This is a genomic window from Photorhabdus machadonis (assembly GCF_052657765.1).
Map to the genome: position 1 here is coordinate 4484915 of NZ_CP199761.1, position 18951 is coordinate 4503865.

General features: G+C 44.6%; 18 protein-coding genes and 1 pseudogene. 5 read left to right on the forward strand and 14 right to left on the reverse strand.

Translation table 11 applies throughout. The features are described from left to right. Nucleotides 1-228: 228 nt before the first annotated feature. From ACUN2T_RS21645 to miaE, 4 genes are all read left to right on the forward strand, one after another. Entirely contained in the window at nucleotides 229-1494 is a 1266-nt protein-coding gene (locus ACUN2T_RS21645) for an IS4 family transposase (RefSeq protein ID WP_445497945.1), read from the forward strand. 558 nt (nucleotides 1495-2052) lie between these two features. Beyond that, complete coding sequence (locus tag ACUN2T_RS21650; protein ID WP_445494983.1) at nucleotides 2053-3183, forward strand: hypothetical protein; 1131 nt, start codon at nucleotides 2053-2055, stop codon at nucleotides 3181-3183. A gap of 287 nt (nucleotides 3184-3470) precedes the next feature. Beyond that, nucleotides 3471-6026, forward strand: a complete 2556-nt coding sequence (gene mutS, locus ACUN2T_RS21655; protein WP_445494984.1) for a DNA mismatch repair protein MutS — start codon at nucleotides 3471-3473, stop codon at nucleotides 6024-6026. Between the two features lie 4 nt (nucleotides 6027-6030). Continuing rightward, nucleotides 6031-6792, forward strand: a complete 762-nt coding sequence (gene miaE, locus ACUN2T_RS21660; RefSeq protein ID WP_445494985.1) for a tRNA isopentenyl-2-thiomethyl-A-37 hydroxylase MiaE — start codon at nucleotides 6031-6033, stop codon at nucleotides 6790-6792. Nucleotides 6793-6889: 97 nt separating this feature from the next. On the opposite strand, the gene ACUN2T_RS21665 is transcribed toward miaE, so the two are convergent. The 14 genes from ACUN2T_RS21665 to cysG form a co-directional block, all read right to left on the reverse strand. After that, nucleotides 6890-7177, reverse strand: a complete 288-nt coding sequence (locus tag ACUN2T_RS21665) for a HigA family addiction module antitoxin (protein WP_445494986.1) — start codon at nucleotides 7175-7177, stop codon at nucleotides 6890-6892. Continuing rightward, the gene (locus ACUN2T_RS21670) at nucleotides 7177-7455 is read right to left on the reverse strand and encodes a type II toxin-antitoxin system RelE/ParE family toxin (protein WP_445494987.1); all 279 of its coding nucleotides are present in this window, start codon (nucleotides 7453-7455) and stop codon (nucleotides 7177-7179) included. Before ACUN2T_RS21670 ends, ACUN2T_RS21665 begins: the two co-directional genes overlap by 1 nt. Before the next feature lie 419 nt (nucleotides 7456-7874). Further along, on the reverse strand, nucleotides 7875-8870 hold the full coding sequence (gene rpoS, locus ACUN2T_RS21675) for an RNA polymerase sigma factor RpoS (protein WP_445494989.1): 996 nt from the start codon (nucleotides 8868-8870) through the stop codon (nucleotides 7875-7877). Nucleotides 8871-8921: 51 nt separating this feature from the next. Next, the gene (gene nlpD, locus ACUN2T_RS21680; RefSeq protein ID WP_445494990.1) at nucleotides 8922-9899 is read right to left on the reverse strand and encodes a murein hydrolase activator NlpD; all 978 of its coding nucleotides are present in this window, start codon (nucleotides 9897-9899) and stop codon (nucleotides 8922-8924) included. 170 nt (nucleotides 9900-10069) lie between these two features. Continuing rightward, on the reverse strand, nucleotides 10070-10696 hold the full coding sequence (locus tag ACUN2T_RS21685) for a protein-L-isoaspartate(D-aspartate) O-methyltransferase (RefSeq protein ID WP_445494991.1): 627 nt from the start codon (nucleotides 10694-10696) through the stop codon (nucleotides 10070-10072). Then, entirely contained in the window at nucleotides 10690-11454 is a 765-nt protein-coding gene (gene surE, locus ACUN2T_RS21690) for a 5'/3'-nucleotidase SurE (RefSeq protein ID WP_445494992.1), read from the reverse strand. Before surE ends, ACUN2T_RS21685 begins: the two co-directional genes overlap by 7 nt. Further along, on the reverse strand, nucleotides 11432-12481 hold the full coding sequence (gene truD / locus ACUN2T_RS21695) for a tRNA pseudouridine(13) synthase TruD (RefSeq protein ID WP_445494993.1): 1050 nt from the start codon (nucleotides 12479-12481) through the stop codon (nucleotides 11432-11434). The genes surE and truD overlap by 23 nt, the downstream gene beginning before the upstream one ends. Before the next feature lie 3 nt (nucleotides 12482-12484). Continuing rightward, the gene (gene ispF / locus ACUN2T_RS21700) at nucleotides 12485-12958 is read right to left on the reverse strand and encodes a 2-C-methyl-D-erythritol 2,4-cyclodiphosphate synthase (protein WP_036841446.1); all 474 of its coding nucleotides are present in this window, start codon (nucleotides 12956-12958) and stop codon (nucleotides 12485-12487) included. Nucleotides 12959-12971: 13 nt separating this feature from the next. After that, nucleotides 12972-13703, reverse strand: coding sequence for a 2-C-methyl-D-erythritol 4-phosphate cytidylyltransferase (gene ispD, locus ACUN2T_RS21705; protein ID WP_445494994.1), 732 nt, complete (start codon nucleotides 13701-13703; stop codon nucleotides 12972-12974). Nucleotides 13704-13708: 5 nt separating this feature from the next. Continuing rightward, entirely contained in the window at nucleotides 13709-14029 is a 321-nt protein-coding gene (gene ftsB / locus ACUN2T_RS21710) for a cell division protein FtsB (protein ID WP_445494995.1), read from the reverse strand. A 145-nt stretch (nucleotides 14030-14174) separates the two neighbouring features. Then, on the reverse strand, nucleotides 14175-14810 hold the full coding sequence (gene cysC, locus ACUN2T_RS21715) for an adenylyl-sulfate kinase (RefSeq protein ID WP_445494996.1): 636 nt from the start codon (nucleotides 14808-14810) through the stop codon (nucleotides 14175-14177). Nucleotide 14811: 1 nt separating this feature from the next. After that, the gene (gene cysN / locus ACUN2T_RS21720; protein ID WP_445494997.1) at nucleotides 14812-16254 is read right to left on the reverse strand and encodes a sulfate adenylyltransferase subunit CysN; all 1443 of its coding nucleotides are present in this window, start codon (nucleotides 16252-16254) and stop codon (nucleotides 14812-14814) included. A gap of 11 nt (nucleotides 16255-16265) precedes the next feature. Continuing rightward, nucleotides 16266-17174, reverse strand: a complete 909-nt coding sequence (cysD, locus tag ACUN2T_RS21725) for a sulfate adenylyltransferase subunit CysD (protein ID WP_445494999.1) — start codon at nucleotides 17172-17174, stop codon at nucleotides 16266-16268. 9 nt (nucleotides 17175-17183) lie between these two features. Then, nucleotides 17184-18596, reverse strand: a complete 1413-nt coding sequence (cysG, locus tag ACUN2T_RS21730; RefSeq protein WP_445495000.1) for a siroheme synthase CysG — start codon at nucleotides 18594-18596, stop codon at nucleotides 17184-17186. A gap of 164 nt (nucleotides 18597-18760) precedes the next feature. On the opposite strand from cysG, the pseudogene ACUN2T_RS21735 reads away from it, so the two are divergent. Further along, nucleotides 18761-18853 (forward strand): annotated as a pseudogene (locus ACUN2T_RS21735) (toxin-antitoxin system HicB family antitoxin); the annotation flags it as partial. Nucleotides 18854-18951 lie beyond the last annotated feature (98 nt).

Below are 18951 nucleotides of genomic sequence, written 5' to 3' on the forward strand. Positions count from 1 at the left end.
AATGAGTCCAGCTTTGCACAAAACGAACATCACCTTCTGGCCCGATACGCTAAGGAAAATATTCACTGCGCTTCATCGGGCCAGTGTTACCTAATTTGCCAGTAAAAATCTAATATTCGATCATATACAGGCTCTTAAGCAGTAACTGTATATTTTAGATAGAAAAAAGGCTTCATTTATGATCTGATAATCGTCGCCAAACTAATACCAAAACCACGGATGAAGCCTGTGACGATTATCGCTATAAAACACCAATTAATGCAATTCTTCAGTGACGTTTCTTTGCAAAAAATGGCGCTTCGCTGCGGGTTTATTCAGCGCGTGAGAAATATCGAGCCTCATACGCTTATTCTCAGTCTTATCACAGCGCTCAGTTCGGGGAAAGTGACGTCTATAGCTCAGCTACACCAAAAATTTAATGGCCTGTGCCCCGATGAAAAACAACACGTTAGCTACCGTCCTTTTTATAATCAGCTACGGAAAGCGGCTTTTGTTGAATTTGTCAAAATATTGGTCAGGTTTGCCATGGCACAATGGGCTGAAAAGCACCTCGTCCTGCCCAAAAAACTCGCCAAATTTCAAAATGTTATTTTACAGGATGGCAGTTCATTTAAAGTCCATTCGGCACTGGCTGATGTTTTTCCTTGTCGATTTCAGGCAACCGCAGCGGCAGTGGAATGTCACATGACCTTGTCATTATTAACCCAGTCTCCCGTGAAAATGGCTGTTACTGCAGATACCGCCTCTGAGCGGACTCACCTGCCTATTCCGGCAACATTGCATGACCAATTATTATTAGCGGATGCCGGTTATGTCGATTTTGAGTATTTTGAACAACTCTCACGCTCAGGCGGTTCGTTTATTGTGCGGGGCGGTAAATCGCTTAATCCCCAAATAATCAGGGCACGCAATGGTCAGGGAAAAATCTTATCGAAGCTGTCCGATAAGCCCCTGAAATCCGTGACACGCAGAACGAATCGTTCTGAGGTGTTGGATCTGATTTGTCGGCGTAATGGCTATGAGTTTCGCCTGATCCGCCGTTGGTTTGCTGAAGAAAAACGTTTCTGTCTCTGGCTGACTAACTTATCAGTCGAGGAATTTACAGCCAATGACATCATGGATATTTATCGTTGCCGCTGGCAAATAGAACTGTTGTTTAAAGAACTCAAATCACACACGAACTGGCACCGGTTTACGACACGAAAAGAAACGTTGGTCACGGGGCTTATCTGGCTGAGCTTATTAGCGTTGTTGCTCAGACGCTCGCTGGCAAGGCGATTATTCCCAGCGGTTTCACTGCTTAAAGCGGCCCAAAATACGGAGATCTGGTTAAAACCCATAATAGAAAATCTCCTCCAAAGGGCATGGTCGGAAACGTGTTTTTGGCTGGAAAAAGCCAAAACCTATTTATCCCAGAATGCATTCAAAACACCGCAAAGAAAGTCGTCTAAAAACAAAACATTGGATGCGTGTTTTGAACGACTTAATTCTTAAGATCCTGTATATGAATATTCGATACACAATCCTGGTTCGGATTCGAACTTGCATATTATCGTTGAGACAAGGACATATTTTTGTCTACCTGAAGCAGACTCTTAGTCGAATATGTCTAGAAAACAACTTCAAACAGAATAACCTCTTTGAGGTACATGATTAAATCAGGATCTGCGTTTCTCAATAGCCAGATGATGAATTGTGTGCTTTAATAATGATTCAATAAAATATTTTAAATAAAATTAAAAAACAATGAGTAAAATATATTTAAAGATAGAAAACAATGGAAGATTTTAAATAAAAAACAGTTAATTTAAAATTGATTTAACTTAAATAATTACATGAAAAAGCAACATGTAAAATATGTCATCACATAATTAAAAACCATATCTATTTAACACCTTACAGGTCAGGAATTAACAAAAAACACCCGCCATTTAGTTTGTTGATAATAACATAGGAGACTAGTGAAAGCATCAATATATAAAACTTAATATCCCTCTCATTAAATGATTATTTTTTTGAATCCGAAAAATTATTTTTAAAGAGAATATACATATGAAAAAAGAACCTATTAAAACGCCAAGTCCAGATAATACCGAAGCATATGTTGCAGGTGAGGTAGAAATCGAGAACTCTGCGATAGCGTTATCTGGAATTGTCTCAGTAGCAAACAATGCCGATAATCGACTTGAGGTTTTCGGTGTAAGCGCTGACAACGCAGTGTGGCACAATTGGCAAACAATGCCGCTACCAAACTCTTCTTGGGCTGGCTGGAGCAAATTTAACGGAATAGTGACTAGCAAACCCGCTGTTCATCGTAATGCGGACGGTCGATTGGAAGTATTCGTACGTGGTACGGATAATGCACTCTGGCACAACTGGCAAACCGCCGCTGATACCAATACTTGGTCAAGCTGGCAACCGCTGTATGGTGGGATCACCAGCAATCCTGAGATATGTATCAACTCTGACGGCCGACTTGAAATCTTTGCACGCGGCACCGATAACGCTCTCTGGCACATCTGGCAAACCGCAGCCCATACCAATTCGTGGTCAAGCTGGAAATCTCTAGGTGGCACACTCACCAGTAATCCAGCCGCACATATCAACGCCGATGGCCGGCTTGAAGTCTTTGCACGTGGCCCCGATAACGCTCTCTGGCACATCTGGCAAACGACTCCCCACACGGATCAGTGGTCAAGTTGGCAGTCACTAAAAGGCATAATTACTAGCGACCCGGTGGTTATCGACACCTGCGATGATCGGCTCCAAGTCTTTGCGTGCGGTGCTGATAGCACACTCCGGCACATCTCACAGATCAGCTCTGATTCCGTTTCGTGGTCAAACTGGCAATGTTTGGATGGTGTGATCACTAGCGCCCCGGCGGCGGTGAAGAATATCGCTGGTCGACTTGAGGTCTTTGCACGCGGCGCTGATAACACGCTCTGGCGCACCTGGCAAGTTTATCACAACGGCCCGTGGTCTAATTGGACTTCATTCACAGGTATAATAGCTAGTGCTCCAACGGTAGCGAAGAATTCAGACGGGCGGATTGAAGTCTTTGTGCTTGGTCTTGATAAGGCACTCTGGCATCTCTGGCAAACTACTTCATCAACTACATCATCGTGGACCACCTGGGCTCTCATCGGTGGTATCACCTTGATCGACGCTTCTGTGATCAAATAATCTGGAAAAAACTAGCTTCGCACAGGACGTACGTAATCTTCTGGCCCGATGCATTTAAGGAAAACATCCACTGAATTGCATCGGGCCAGTGGTACGTAACGAGGATTTTGCTTTTAATTTTGTAGCACCCCCGCAAAATATCGACCCTTATTTCCGATCTATTCAGATCCTTACAATTTATCCAGTCCAATTTGCGAATGACTTCCAGATTTTACCTGTGTAAGTTTAAAGCTTGGTGCGATACCATAACGGAAGAATTGATTCACAAACTTAACTAAGACAACTGCATGATTAACACAGAAACTTTTGATACCCACACGCCCATGATGCAGCAATATCTCCGTCTTAAAGCGCAGCATCCCGATATCCTGCTGTTTTATAGAATGGGGGATTTCTATGAACTCTTTTATGACGATGCTAAAAAAGCCTCAAAATTGCTGGATATTTCGCTGACCAAGCGAGGCCAATCGGCTGGTAATCCTATTCCAATGGCGGGCGTGCCACATCATGCAGTAGAAAACTATTTAGCTAAACTGGTTCAATTAGGCGAATCAGTCGCTATCTGTGAACAAGTTGGTGATCCTGCCACCAGCAAAGGCCCGGTTGAGCGTAAAGTCGTTCGCATCGTTACCCCCGGTACCGTGACAGATGAAGCTTTATTGCAGGAACGGCAAGATAATCTGCTCGCAGCTATCTGGCACGATAACCAGGGATTTGGCTATGCCACGCTGGATTTAACATCCGGTCGTTTCCAAATATCCGAAACCGCAGAACAGGAAACGATGTCAGCCGAATTGCAACGTAGCCGCCCTGTTGAATTGCTCTATCCTGAAAGTTTTGAGCACATGGCTTTGATTGAAAATTATCATGGCCTGCGCCGCCGCCCTTTATGGGAATTTGAGCTGGATACAGCAAAGCAGCAACTTAATCTGCAATTTGGTACCCGTGATCTGGTCGGTTTTGGTGTGGAAAAAGCAACCCTCGCTCTGCGTGCCGCAGGTTGCCTGTTGCAATACGTCAAAGATACTCAGCGCACAGCGTTGCCTCACATCCGTGGCATCACGGTGGAACGTCAGCAAAATACGGTTATTATGGATGCGGCAACCCGCCGTAATCTGGAGCTGACACAAAACCTGTCTGGCAGTACAGATAATACCCTCGCCTCTGTTCTTGATCTGTGTGTAACTCCAATGGGTAGCCGAATGTTGAAGCGCTGGTTGCATGCCCCTGTCAGGGATCGCCAGATATTGGAAAACCGTCAGCAGGCCATTGCGACCTTGCAGGATATGGGGTTGGAGTTGCAGCCATTTTTACTGCAAATCGGTGATCTGGAACGTGTGTTAGCCCGTCTGGCTCTACGCTCTGCCCGACCTCGGGACCTGGCAAGAATGCGCCATGCATTCCAGCAATTACCGGATATCCATCAGATTATGGACTCTTCGGACTCCCCCTATATCAAGCAATTACAGCGAAATATTGGTAGGTTTGATGAATTACAGGAATTGCTTGAAAAAGCGATTGTAGAAACACCACCAGTATTAGTTCGGGATGGTGGCGTGATCGCACCCGGTTATAACAGCGAGTTGGATGAGTGGCGTGCATTGGCTGATGGTGCCAGTAACTATCTGGAACAACTGGAAATCCGCGAACGTGAAAAACTGGGCATTGATACTCTGAAAGTCGGCTTTAATGGTGTTCACGGCTACTATATTCAAGTCAGTCGTGGGCAAAGCCATCTGGTGCCCATTCATTATGTTCGCCGCCAGACACTGAAAAATGCAGAACGTTATATCATCCCTGAACTAAAAGAATATGAAGATAAGGTTCTGACTTCTAAAGGGAAGTCTCTGGCAATAGAGAAAGCGCTTTACGAAGAATTATTTGATCTGTTGCTGCCTCACCTGGCCGAATTACAAACCAGTGCCGAAGCACTGGCTGAACTTGATGTACTGGCAAACCTGGCAGAACGTGCTGAAACCCTGAATTATATTTGCCCAACATTGAGTGATAAACCGGGAATTCAAATCACCGGTGGACGTCACCCGGTCGTTGAGCAAGTTCTGCGTGAGCCATTTATCTCCAACCCGCTCTCTTTATCCTTACAGCGACGTTTGCTGATTATTACCGGTCCAAATATGGGCGGTAAAAGTACCTATATGCGTCAGGCAGCCCTCATTACACTTCTGGCTTATATCGGCAGCTTTGTGCCTGCTGAAAAAGCCGTCATCGGCCCGGTTGATCGCATATTTACCCGTGTGGGTGCTTCCGATGATCTGGCATCCGGCCGTTCAACCTTTATGGTGGAAATGACAGAAACTGCCAATATCCTGCACAATGCGACCGAACAAAGCTTGGTATTGATGGATGAAATTGGCAGAGGAACATCAACCTACGATGGTCTTTCTCTGGCATGGGCATGTGCAGAAAATCTGGCAAACCGTATTAAAGCAATGACTCTGTTTGCCACTCACTATTTTGAGCTGACCACGTTGCCGGAAAAACTTGAAGGAGTAGTTAATATTCATCTGGATGCGGTAGAACATGGGGATACCATCGCATTTATGCACAGTGTACAAGAGGGTGCAGCCAGTAAGAGTTATGGACTGGCTGTGGCTTCCCTCGCAGGCGTGCCACGCGAAGTGATTAAACGGGCGCGCCAGAAACTTAAAGAGCTGGAATCGCTGTCTAACAATGCAACGGCAAGTCATGTAGATACACCGCAACTTGCGCTATTAACAGAAGAAACCTCACCGGCAGTTGAAGCATTGGAAAATCTCAATCCAGACTCACTGACTCCGCGTCAAGCATTAGAATGGATTTATCGGCTAAAAGATATGGTGTAAGAACGTGTTTGATAAAAGCCTTTTACAACCAATATCCCGTTTTTTGCAATGTGAAACTCCGGATTTGTGGGTAGATAAAGCAAAACAGCCTGAAAATTTACCTGTGCTTCTACGGGATCATCTGTTATGTGAACTAAAAGCAGCACAGAGCGCAATGTATTTGATCCGTAAGTATGCTGTAGATCAGCAAAGTGCAGATACACTGCTGGCATGGTTTAAGCCTTATGAAGATTTTGCCTACAAGAAAATTGGCGATCTCAATTCATTAAAAGGTCAAAACCAGGCGACCAAACAGATCACCGCCAAAGCTGATTCACCATACAGTCAAGATCTGATCGATAAGATGGTATTGCTGATCAAAGAAGAGTTACATCACTTCTATCAGGTGCTGGAGATCATGGATGCACGCAATATTCGCTATGAAAGTATCAGCGCCAGCCGTTATGCCAAAGGAATGTTTAACCATATCATCAACCACGAGCCTTATACTCTGGTGGATAAACTGATTATCGGCGCTTATATTGAAGCGCGTTCTTGTGAGCGTTTTGCCAAACTGGCACCTCATCTTGATGAAGAATTGAGTAAATTTTATATCTCGCTACTTCGCTCTGAAGCTCGCCATTACCAAGATTATCTTGCTCTGGCTCAATCTATGGCTAATGAAGATATTACTGAGCGGGTGAACTATTTTGGTCATGTTGAAGCTGAACTGATTCAACATCCAGATAGCGATTTTAAATTCCATAGCGGTGTTCCTGTAATTTGAATATAACATTGATTAAAAAAGGTGAGCTTATTCTCACCTTTAAACCAATGACAAATCAATTGAGGTGGTTCAAAATTAGGAGCATTGAAATTATTAATCAAGCTATTTGCAATCGATGAAGGTGAGATACATCAATATGCTGTTTTGCCTGCCATAAATCGTAATCCACCTGCATTCCCATCCAAACTTGAGGTGAACTGCCAATAACGGCAGACAATTTCAGTGCCATTTCTGGCGAAACATCAGACTTGCCAACAACCAAGCGTTGCACAGTTGATGGTGCTACACTCAGTGCCTTAGACAAACTTCTAGCGCTCAAATTCAGAGCTTCCATAGCCTCTTTAACCAATATTCCGGGGTGCGGGGGGTTATACATCATAGCCATTAGTGGTAATCCTCATAGTTCACAATGTAGACATCACCATCATACAACTCAAAGGTAATTCGCCAATTCCCTGTCACAGTAATAGACCACACACCATTCCGGTTTCCTGCAAGTGGGTGTAAGAAAAAGCCAGGGATATCTACATCTTCAATTTTTACAGCTCTATTCAACACCTCAAGACGGGTAGCAATCTTTGGAGCTTGCATGCCATTGATACCGGCTGTAGAACCTGTTTCGAAAAACTTTTTCAACCCTTTATGTTTAAAATTCTTAATCATATCCGTCTGCTGAACAGTGCTGCTCGGTACGATTATCATACTCAATCGCCGCGCAATACGCAACGCTTTTGCAAGTCACAATGAGACTTTAAAACCCTCTGTGGTTTGGTATGGAATTACCTAGTACTACAGCCGTACTTCAGAAGGTCCACGGATAGAAGAGCTTAATTCATGCGGTTTCTCTGAGTCGCGAACATCAGAAGAAACACGGATTTTTGGTTTCTACGGCTGTAATACTAGCGGGAGTGATGAACTTACTCCCGAAAAAGGAGTCATTAAAAGTCCTTGATTAAGATTCACCATCATCCCAGACAGGGCTAGGATAATTTTACCGGGTACTGAAGAACTTGCTAAGCACCAACAACACAAAAACACGGACAACAGTTCTTCAGAACCCAAGTAGTTAAACTACTCAACAATTAAGTACGGAACAAGGCTTCAATATTCAAACCCTGGGTTTGCATAATATCTTTCAAACGCCGCAAACCTTCGACTTGGATCTGACGCACTCTTTCCCTTGTTAAGCCGATCTCTTTTCCTACATCTTCCAGCGTTTCAGCTTCATATCCCAAAAGACCAAAGCGACGCGCTAATACTTCACGTTGTTTCGAATTCAACTCAAACAACCACTTGACGATACTCTTTTTCATATCATCTTCCTGCGTTGTTCCCTCCGGCCCTGTTTCATTCTCATCAGATAAAACGTCCAATAATGCTTTATCGGAATCGCTACTAATAGGTGTATCAACCGAAATGATACGCTCATTTAACCGCAACATGCGGCTTACATCATCAACCGATTTATCCAGTTGTTCTGCTATCTCTTCCGGGCTAGGTTCATGATCTAATTTATGGGCGAGTTCTCTTGCTGTACGCAAATAGACGTTGAGCTCCTTAACAATATGGATTGGCAACCGAATAGTGCGGGTTTGATTCATAATCGCCCGTTCAATAGTTTGTCGAATCCACCATGTTGCATAGGTAGAAAACCTGAATCCACGTTCCGGGTCAAATTTCTCAACAGCACGGATAAGACCGAGATTGCCTTCTTCAATCAAATCAAGAAGCGCTAACCCCCTGTTACTGTAACGACGGGAGATTTTGACAACCAATCGCAGGTTACTCTCGATCATTCTCTGGCGGGCCAGAACATCACCACGTAATGCCCGCCTGGCGAAAAAAACCTCTTCTTCCGCGGTCAACAACGGAGAAAAACCAATCTCGCCAAGATAAAGCTGTGTCGCATCAAGAACCCGCTGGTTCATACCCTGCAATACATCTAAATCATTCTCAAGATCAGTTAGGTTATCCTCATCATTCTTTAATAATTTCTCATCGAAGTCGTCAACAATACCACTTTCATCTAAATCCGCATCATCATACAACTCGTTAACTTTCAGCGTATTTTGGCTCATAAGCTGCCCCTACCCATGATAATGCAGGCAGAATTCAGCATTCTGCCCAGTTTATCGCTGCGGAAGATAACGCAGCGGGTTTACGGATTTTCCCTTGTAACGAATTTCAAAGTGTAATCTTACAGAACTGGTACCCGTGCTACCCATAGTGGCAATTTTTTGCCCCGCCTTAATATCTTGTTGCTCACGAACCAGCATTGTATCGTTATGAGCATAGGCACTCAGGTAGTCATCGTTATGTTTTATAATTATCAGATTTCCATATCCACGTAAGGCGCTTCCGGCGTAGACAACTCGACCACCTGCTGTTGCGAATACTGACTGACCACTGCTACCAGCAATATCAACCCCTTTGTTACCCCCTTGGGTATCAGAGAAATTTTCAATCACTTTGCCCTCAGCTGGCCACATCCAACTGCTGACAGCGCTGTTTCCACTGCTTGCAGTTGTCGTCGGTGATTTTACATACGTATTGTTTACGGTTGACGTAGTTGCCTGTGGCAACATTTTTACACTTTTCTGTTTTCCGGAATTTGCAGGATACGCATTAGTTGATTGAGAATCAACCAGCGTTGTTTGAATTTGATTATGGCTATAAGTGGTTAACATCCCGCCGCTGCCGGTCTTCAAAGTCTGTCCCACCGTCAGGCCATAAGGTTCTGAAATATTATTTTTGCTCGCAAGATCACGAAAATCACTCCCCGTGATCCAAGCAATATAAAACAGAGTATCACCGTGCCTTACGGTATAAGTGTTGCCGTTATAGCTACCTTTAGGAATACTTTCATAATCACGGTTATAAATAATTCTCCCTTGTGAATTGCTGCCGCTAGCACTCATTGATGAAGGCGAAGATGGCATTGGTGTAGATATAGCAGAGCTGTCTGAAGAGATTACCGGACGACTGATACCCCTGCTTTGTTCCTGATTAATACTGGTGATAGGCGCTGGGCGAGTTGGCGGATTTGTACAACCGACTAACCAGATTCCCATCAATGAACAAATTACAATCCGCTGTATTTTCTTCATTGGGCTTCCCGAATTCATACTTTCTTCCCCCATATCGGCAAATAATAAGCGTAAAAATCAATAACTCTTAAAGGTTATACATAACCACAAAAATTTCAAAACAAAAATAATTTCGCTTATTAAAGCAAATATAACCATTAATTGAAAAATAGTTGCAATAGACTACGAATTTAAGCCAGTTCCCCTTGCACAAGAGGCACAAAACGTACAGCTTCGATCACTTCACTATGAAAACCATTGCCATGACGTTTCACAGATTTAAGAATTTGTGTCTGTTCACCAACGGGCAAAACCATAACACCACCATCAGCAAGCTGGAACATCAGTTCTTGTGGAATATACGGCGGAGCTGCGGTCACAATAATAGCATCAAATAACCCACGTGATGGCCATCCTTGCCAACCATCCCCATGACGGGTTGAGACATTATGTAAATCAAGCTGTTTCAATCTGCGTTTAGCCTGCCACTGCAAACCTTTTATCCGTTCTACCGAAAAAACATGTTTGACCAAATGAGCTAATATCGCCGTCTGGTAACCAGAGCCTGTACCAATTTCCAATACTTTAGCATTAGGTGTTAACTGAAGCAGTTCAGTCATACGGGCGACAATATAAGGCTGAGAAATCGTTTGCCCATGACCAATAGGCAAAGCCGTATTTTCATACGCTTTATGTGCCAGTGCTTCATCGACAAAACGCTCCCTGGGCACAGCGGAAATGGCTGCCAGTAAACGTTCATCTTCTATTCCCTGCTGGCGTAATTGTGTCAGCAAATTTTTCATTGCCCGACTTAGCATTCTCCATCAACCTTAGCTTTAGCTAACCAGTCTCTGACTAACCCCTGCGCTTTATACGCAGTCAGATCGACCTGCAATGGCGTAATAGAGACATATCCCTGTTCTACAGCCGCAAAATCTGTTTCAGGCCCTGCATCATGTTTATCTCCTGGCGGCCCCAGCCAGTAAAGCATGTTTCCTTTCGGGTCTTGCATAGAGTAGACTTCTTCCGCTGCATGACGGCTACCACAACGCGTCACCCGAAAACCTTTAATTTGCTCAAGAGGCAGATCAGGCACATTCACATTCAGAATATTACCCGCTCTCAAAGGCGTTGTTTGTAACATTTGCAGCAAACGACATGTGATTTCTGCCGCCGTTTCGTAATGCGATTGCCCATCAAGTGAAATGGCCAATGCCGGCAAACCCAAGTGGCGGCCTTCCATCGCGGCAGCAACAGTACCGGAATAAATCACATCATCCCCCAGGTTGGGCCCACAGTTAATACCAGAAATAACAATTTCCGGGCACGGAAGGACTAAACGATTAACACCGAGATAAACACAATCTGTTGGTGTGCCATCCAATACCGAGATATCCCCATTCGCCAGCGTATGAATTCTTAATGAACGATCAAGTGTCAATGCATTAGAGGAGCCGCTCCGGTTACGATCAGGCGCAACAATCTGTACATGATAGCTTTCTCGCAATGCTGACGCTAAAACCTGAATACCTGGTGCAGTTACACCGTCATCATTACTCAGCAATATTCGTAACATTATTTTGATCCTGATTGATGATTTCCCTGACCACACTGGTCGCAAAACTGCCGGCAGGCAACCAGAAACTGATCTTTACCGTGCTATTATCCGACCATTCCCAACACAGATCCTGAGGCCGAACCAGAATAGCCCTACGGGTGCAATCCACTCTTTCCCGTTTGATAAGTTCCCACAGTGATTCGTAAGGCTGTAAATATTGCCGTTCAAAATTCGCAGATTGATGCCGTGTTCCCAATTCACCACTGCCTGGCAGTGGCGCGGTTATCTGTAGCTCTCCGTCGATGACCCGCTGCTGTAATAAAGGCAACTCGGCTTCGTCAGCAACAAACCAACTACCACGCCCCGTTAATTGTAAGGCGTCACCATTAATGACCTGCTGTTGTTGTTCAAGAGCAATCCGCGCACTCGCTACCGCATTAAACATAGCACTGCGACTGGCTGAAAGATAAAAGCTGCGTTTATTTCTCTCTTTTACCCGGATTTCATTATCCGCCCAGCGTTGCGCCTGAATCAGATTTTGTCCATCCCGCCCAAAACGCTGTTCACCAAAATAGTTAGCAACCCCACCTTGTTGAATCAGTTGTAATCTGTTTTCAACAAACTGGTGATGACTGATTTCCCGCAAGATCAGAGTAAATGAATTTCCTTTCAGTGCTCCAATGCGCAGTTTACGTTTCTGACGATCTGTCGCCAAAACCTCACATCCTTCAAGCTGAAACGATGTAAAATCAGGATCCTGTTTACCCGGTAAGTGTAAGCAAAACCATTGTTCTGTTACTGCGTTACGGTCTTTTAAACCGGCATAACTGACCGATCTAGGCGGTATACCAGCGAAACGGGCAAGGTTATCTGCAACAAATTGGGTATTACAACCCGTTTTACGGATATGCACCATCAAGTGCTCACCTTCCCCATCAGGAGAAAAGCCTAAATCTTCGCGGACGATAAAATCTTCCGGTGAAGCTTTTAATATCCCCGTCGCTTCCGGTTGCCCATACAGCCAATTTAATTCAGCTAATGCCATCAATTATTCCTTAACCAGCAAGGCCACCGCTTCGCAAGCAATGCCTTCTTTACGCCCAACAAATCCCAATTTTTCGGTCGTTGTCGCTTTAACATTGATATCATCAATGTGGCATTGCAGATCTTCCGCCAGATTGACTCTCATTTGTGGGACATGCGGCAGCATTTTTGGTGCCTGAGCAATAATCGTAATATCCAAATTACCGATCCGATAACCCTTTTCTCTGATACGACGATAAGCTTCACGCAATAACTTACGGCTATCCACACCTTTAAATGCCGGATCAGTATCCGGAAACAATTTTCCGATATCACCTAATGCCGCCGCCCCTAGCAAGGCGTCAGTCGCTGCATGGAGAGCAACATCACCATCGGAGTGCGCCAATAGCCCTTGTTCATAAGGGATACGAACACCACCGATAATAATCGGCCCTTCACCACCAAATTTATGCACATCGAAACCGTGTCCGATTCTCATGATGTCTGTTCCTTCATTTTCTGGACAGATAAAATTCTGCCAATACCAAATCCTCGGGGCGCGTAACTTTTATATTGTCAGAACGCCCGTTAACCAATACCGGTTGATAGCCACAATATTCCAGTGCAGAAGCTTCGTCAGTGATATTAGCGTGTTGTGACAGTGCTTTTGATAAGCTATCCCTCAGTAACATTAGTGGAAAAAACTGCGGTGTTAACGCATGCCAGAGATCTTGCCGCTCTACCGTATGGTCAATAACCTGACCAACACGTCCACGTTTCATCGTATCGCTGGCCGGAGATGCCAGAATACCACCACATGCCATATTTCCCTGTTCATCCGTTTCTGCCAATTGTAGCAAACGTTCAAGATCGTCACGGTGTAAACAAGGGCGGGCCGCATCATGCACTAAAACCCAGCGATTATCATTCCCGGCCAAATTAGCCAAATAATTTAAACCAGCCAATACAGAATCTGCCCGCTGCTTCCCACCGATTACCGTCGTAATGCGCGGATTTGATGCAACCTCAAGAGATTGAAACTGTGTATCAGCCGGATTTAAAACAACCACAACGCGTTGAATGCAGGGATGAACAAGTAATGCAGCCAGAGTATGTTCAATAACAGTTTTTCCGGCAATAGGCAGATATTGCTTTGGGCAATCCGAATTCATTCGGCTACCAATGCCTGCGGCGGGTACCAAAGCAAGAATATCAGCACAGGAATGCCATAATAGATCGTTCATTTTAATTATTGAGTTTTATTTGGAGTCGAGGGACGTGAAGTGTTTTCTTTAGATTTATCAGTAACTAAACGATAGAAAGTTTCACCTGGTTTGATCATGCCCAATTCATTACGGGATCGCTCTTCAATCGCTTCCTGCCCGCCAGTAAGATCGTCAATTTCCGCCGATAACTGATCGTTACGCACTTTAAGTTTGCTGTTTTTGCTTTCTTCCATAACAACATCATTCTTAACCCGTACATAATCATGAATACCGTTTTTACCAAGCCACAGTGAATACTGTAACCATCCGAGTAAAATCAATAATAGTAGCGTCAGCTTACCCATTTCCGCCCCCTGAAATATCCGTCAATCATCCCATAACTCAAAGAGCGACGCTACTACCACAAAACAGGATGGGGGAAAAATAGTTAAGAATAAAGCTATGACATAAGCACATCACTGAAGATTCAATAATGTGCTTATGTTGATGTTATACGTTATTAAGACTTGAACGTATAATTCCGCCTTTTTTCAGTTCCGCCAGCAACTGTTCCACAGATGCTTCAACGGGTTGTTGACCTAAAAGATAAATTTCCGGGTTATCGGGAATTTCATAGACTGAATCAATTCCCGTGAAATGACGGATTTCACCCGCACGGGCTTTTTTATACAACCCTTTAGGATCACGGGATTCGCAAATTTCCAACGGTGTATCGACAAAAACTTCAATAAATTGCCCCGGTTCCAGCAATTCACGAACCTTTTGCCTCTCTGCTTTATGAGGAGAAATAAAAGCAGTCAATACGACTAAACCCGCCTCCACCATCAGATTGGCAACTTCACCCACACGGCGGATATTCTCTTGTCTGTCCGGTTCTGAGAAACCTAAATCACAGCAAAGACCATGACGCAAGTTATCACCATCAAGCAGATACGTTTTTATTCCCCGTTGAAACAGGGCCTGCTCTAAGGCCCCAGCCACCGTGGATTTACCTGAACCAGATAAGCCAGTGAACCAAATAACCAATGCGGGATGCCCATTTTCAGCTTCCCGTCGCTCTCTGGTCAGTTGATGTGTATGCCAGACAACATTTTCTAACGCCAAATTTTCAATTCCTTCTGCCAATTTATTTACCTCCCAGTAAATCTCTGGCTCCCCAATGGGGGAAATGGCGGCGAATCAACCGGTTCAACTCCAGTTCAAATTCACTGAATTCTTTTGGTCCTTCATAAACATCTGTCTGAATTTCACGCACCAAACCAGCACCAACCGTGACATTAGTCAGCCGATCAATAAAGATAATGCCGCCAGTGTCACTATTTTGCTGATAACTATCGAGCATTAATGGCTCTTCAAAAGAAAACTCCACTGACCCGATGGCATTCAATGATAAATCAACGGCCACCCGTTGTGTCAGGTTCGTAATATCCACCTGATACTGGATATTCTCAACTTTCCCACGGCTCTTTTTACCCGCCACTTTGATATCAAGATTTTGTCCCTGCACCAAAGGCTGTTCAGACATCCACACAACATCCACCAACGCATGTCGGGTAACCAGCATCTCATCATCAGTAGAAATCAGGAGATCGCCCCGGCTGATATCAATGTCATCTTTCAGCACCACAGTAATGGCTTCACCAGGGACAGCAAAATCCAAATCACCATCAAAAGTCACGATCCGCTCTACTTGCGAGGTTATACCAGATGGCATGACTTTAATTTTCTGCCCTTTGCGTAAAATCCCTGATGAAAGTGTACCGCTGTAACCACGAAAATCGAGATCAGGCCGGCTGACATACTGTACCGGGAAACGCAGTAACTGCTTCGAAGCTTCTTTCTTTACATCTGCGGTTTCAAGAATATCCAACAACGCTGGTCCTTCATACCAGACCATATTGGTACTTCTGGTGACAATGTTATCGCCATCAAGCGCAGAGATAGGAACAAAATAAATTTTCAAGTCTGTCGGCAACTGAGCGGCAAAGTTCAAATAATCTTGTTTGATCAGGTCAAAAACCTCCTGCCTGTATCCCATCAGATCCATTTTATTTACAGCAACCACCAAGTGGCGGATCCCCAGCAATGTACTGATAAAACTGTGACGGCGGGTCTGCTCCTGAACACCTTTACGGGCATCAATCAACAGAATTGAAAGATCACAGGTCGATGCACCTGTCGCCATATTACGCGTGTACTGTTCATGTCCCGGCGTGTCGGCAATAATAAATTTGCGTTTTTCGGTGGAAAAATAGCGATAAGCTACATCAATGGTGATGCCTTGTTCGCGTTCTGCGGCGAGACCATCCACCAGCAAAGCCAAATCCAATTTTTCACCCTGAGTACCAATTCGTTTACTGTCATTCTGCAATGTTGAAAGCTGATCTTCGTAGATCTGACGGGTATCATGTAACAGACGACCAATCAGGGTACTTTTACCATCATCCACGCTGCCACAAGTCAGGAAACGCAATAATCCCTTATCCTGTTGAGCATGCAGATAGGCCTCCACACCACCCTGTTGTTTAATTTGATCAGCAATAGCTTCATTTTGTGCAAGTGCAGGCATGGCTGTTCTCCTTAGAAATAACCCTGACGTTTTTTCAGTTCCATAGAAGCAGATTGATCACTGTCAATCAGCCGCCCTTGCCGTTCACTTGTCGTGGATATCAGCATCTCTTCAATAATTTCCGGCAATGTTTCAGCATCAGATCTCACGGCCCCCGTCAGCGGCCAGCAGCCAAGAGTACGAAAACGAACCTTGCGTTGACTGATAACTTCGCCAGGTTTCAAATCGATCCGGTCGTCGTCAACCATAATCAGCGTGCCATCACGCTCTATTACCGGACGCGGTTTGGCAAGATAGAGAGGAACGATATCAATTTGTTCTAGGTAGATGTATTGCCAAACATCCAGTTCAGTCCAGTTGGAAAGCGGGAATACGCGAATGCTTTCACCTTTGTTAATCTGACCGTTGTAATTACGCCACAATTCAGGACGCTGGTTTTTAGGATCCCAACGATGTGAGCGATCACGGAATGAATAAATACGCTCTTTGGCTCGTGATTTTTCTTCATCACGCCGGGCACCACCGAAAGCCACATCAAAACCATATTTATCCAGTGCCTGTTTTAACCCTTCCGTTTTCATGATGTCGGTATGTTTGGCGCTACCATGCACAAATGGGTTTATTCCTATCGCTTCCCCTTGTGGGTTGCGATACACCAGTAGTTCAAAACCGTAATTCTTGGCGGTACGATCACGAAACTCGTACATTTCGCGGAATTTCCAGCCCGTATCCACATGCAGCAAAGGAAATGGTAAGGTTCCCGGATAGAACGCCTTGCGTGCAAGATGAAGCATGACCGAAGAGTCTTTACCAATAGAGTAAAGCATCACTGGGTTTTCAAACTCTGCGGCCACTTCCCGTATAATATGGATACTTTCAGCTTCAAGTTGCTGCAAGTGTGTCAATCTTTTCTCGTCCATTACCACTCCTTATGCAAAATCGACTACTGCCGGACGGCTTATTTTGGCAATAGGTTGTTGCCCAAACCAAGCTATCTGATGGTGGAGTTGGGCCACCTCCCCCACCACCAGTAACGCCGGTGACGGTGCCTGCTGTGCTAACTGTTCCAGTTCCAGCAAAGTGCCTGTCAACACTTGCTGCTCTGGACGAGTGCCACAACCGATAACAGCTACGGGTGTATCTTTCGCCCGCCCATGTAAAATTAATTGATGACTTATCAAGGCGGATTTCACCGTCCCCATATAAATCGCCAGAGTCTGATTGCCTTTGGCCAAAGCCTGCCAATCCAAATCATTACCATTTTCCCGGCAATGACCTGTAATAAAAGTGATACTCTGCGAGTGCTCCCGGTGAGTCAGCGGAATTCCCGCGTAAGCAGCCGCTCCAATAGCGGCGGTAATTCCCGGTACGACTTGAAAAGGAATACCTGCTGATGCCGCAACCTGTAACTCCTCACCACCACGACCAAAGATAAAGGGATCACCGCCTTTAAGGCGAACCACTTTTTTCCCTTGTCTGGCAAATTTCACTATCAATTGGTTAGTTTCTTCCTGAGAAACCGAGTGATTACCCGCTTTTTTACCAACGCAAATTTTATCTGCATCCCGGCGAACCAGATCCAGCACTTCGCTGCTGACCAGATGATCATAAAGCACCACATCAGCCTGCTGAATAACCTGTAATCCTCTCAATGTCAGTAATCCCGGATCGCCTGGGCCTGCACCAACCAGAGCCAATTCTCCCAGTGAACCAGGCTGTTCTAGTTGTTGCTCAAGCTGCTCTTCCGCCTGTTGGATTTGACCACTTGCAACCAACATAGCGAAACGGCCATTAAAAGCCTGTTCCCAAAAAGAACGACGCTGGCGCATGGAAGTTAATCGCTGTCTCACCCTCTCACGCCAATTCCCGGCAATTTTCGCCATTGCACCAAGACTGGAAGGCAGTAACGCTTCCAGTTTTTCCCGTATTAAACGCGCCAATACCGGCGCTTTTCCTGCTGATGAAACCGCCACTAAAACAGGAGAGCGATCGATAATTGATGGAAAAATAAATGAGCAATGAGATTGATCATCAACGACATTGACCAAAATACCGCGCTTATCCGCTTCGGTAAAAACCCGATGATTCAGAATGTGATCATCAGTCGCCGCAATCACCAGAAAAATACCATCAAGATATTCAGACTGGAATTCTCTCTTATACCATTCCAGTTCACCAGCTTGATAACGCTGTTGTAATTCAGAGCATAATTCAGGCGTTACAACCTGTAATAATGCACCTGCCCGTAGTAGTAGAGTCGCCTTACGTGCGGCCACACCTCCACCACCGACAAGTAATACAAGCCGCCCTTTTAACTCAACAAATATCGGTAAGTAATCCACAATTGCCCTTTGTATCCAGTGAAATATTTATAGGTAATGAAACTGTTTCGAATGAATATATGAGTCGGTGGTAAGGTTATGAAATGACAAAAAGGAATTATTTGTTCTGTAATGGAATATAGGTGACCTTTCTAGAATAGGGTTGGTGCAGTTTTTTCCATTGTGGAGAACAATTACATTGTGCAGCAGCCGAGCATCAGATTTCGGTGAACACGTTCATCATTGAAACTTTAAATGAACGAATGAAACACGCGTAGAAATCTATTGCACAAAGAACTAAATTGTTTTTCAGACTATTTATATTAATAATCACCCTCGCCCTAAAACAAAACGAGGGCTTTATCATCGATCCCAC

What these genes read in the sequence shown, in the direction of transcription:
- truD (WP_445494993.1), bottom strand. Translation starts at nt 12,481, where the DNA reads ATGGCATTAGCTGAATTAAATTGGCTGTATGGGCAACCGGAAGCGACG.
- rpoS (WP_445494989.1), bottom strand. Translation starts at nt 8,870, where the DNA reads ATGAGCCAAAATACGCTGAAAGTTAACGAGTTGTATGATGATGCGGAT.
- surE (WP_445494992.1), bottom strand. Translation starts at nt 11,454, where the DNA reads ATGTTACGAATATTGCTGAGTAATGATGACGGTGTAACTGCACCAGGT.
- ACUN2T_RS21665 (WP_445494986.1), bottom strand. Translation starts at nt 7,177, where the DNA reads ATGGCTATGATGTATAACCCCCCGCACCCCGGAATATTGGTTAAAGAG.
- nlpD (WP_445494990.1), bottom strand. Translation starts at nt 9,899, where the DNA reads ATGAAGAAAATACAGCGGATTGTAATTTGTTCATTGATGGGAATCTGG.
- ispD (WP_445494994.1), bottom strand. Translation starts at nt 13,703, where the DNA reads ATGAACGATCTATTATGGCATTCCTGTGCTGATATTCTTGCTTTGGTA.
- ACUN2T_RS21650 (WP_445494983.1), top strand. Translation starts at nt 2,053, where the DNA reads ATGAAAAAAGAACCTATTAAAACGCCAAGTCCAGATAATACCGAAGCA.
- cysD (WP_445494999.1), bottom strand. Translation starts at nt 17,174, where the DNA reads ATGGACGAGAAAAGATTGACACACTTGCAGCAACTTGAAGCTGAAAGT.
- ftsB (WP_445494995.1), bottom strand. Translation starts at nt 14,029, where the DNA reads ATGGGTAAGCTGACGCTACTATTATTGATTTTACTCGGATGGTTACAG.
- ACUN2T_RS21670 (WP_445494987.1), bottom strand. Translation starts at nt 7,455, where the DNA reads ATGATTAAGAATTTTAAACATAAAGGGTTGAAAAAGTTTTTCGAAACA.
- cysN (WP_445494997.1), bottom strand. Translation starts at nt 16,254, where the DNA reads ATGCCTGCACTTGCACAAAATGAAGCTATTGCTGATCAAATTAAACAA.
- mutS (WP_445494984.1), top strand. Translation starts at nt 3,471, where the DNA reads ATGATTAACACAGAAACTTTTGATACCCACACGCCCATGATGCAGCAA.
- ispF (WP_036841446.1), bottom strand. Translation starts at nt 12,958, where the DNA reads ATGAGAATCGGACACGGTTTCGATGTGCATAAATTTGGTGGTGAAGGG.
- ACUN2T_RS21685 (WP_445494991.1), bottom strand. Translation starts at nt 10,696, where the DNA reads ATGCTAAGTCGGGCAATGAAAAATTTGCTGACACAATTACGCCAGCAG.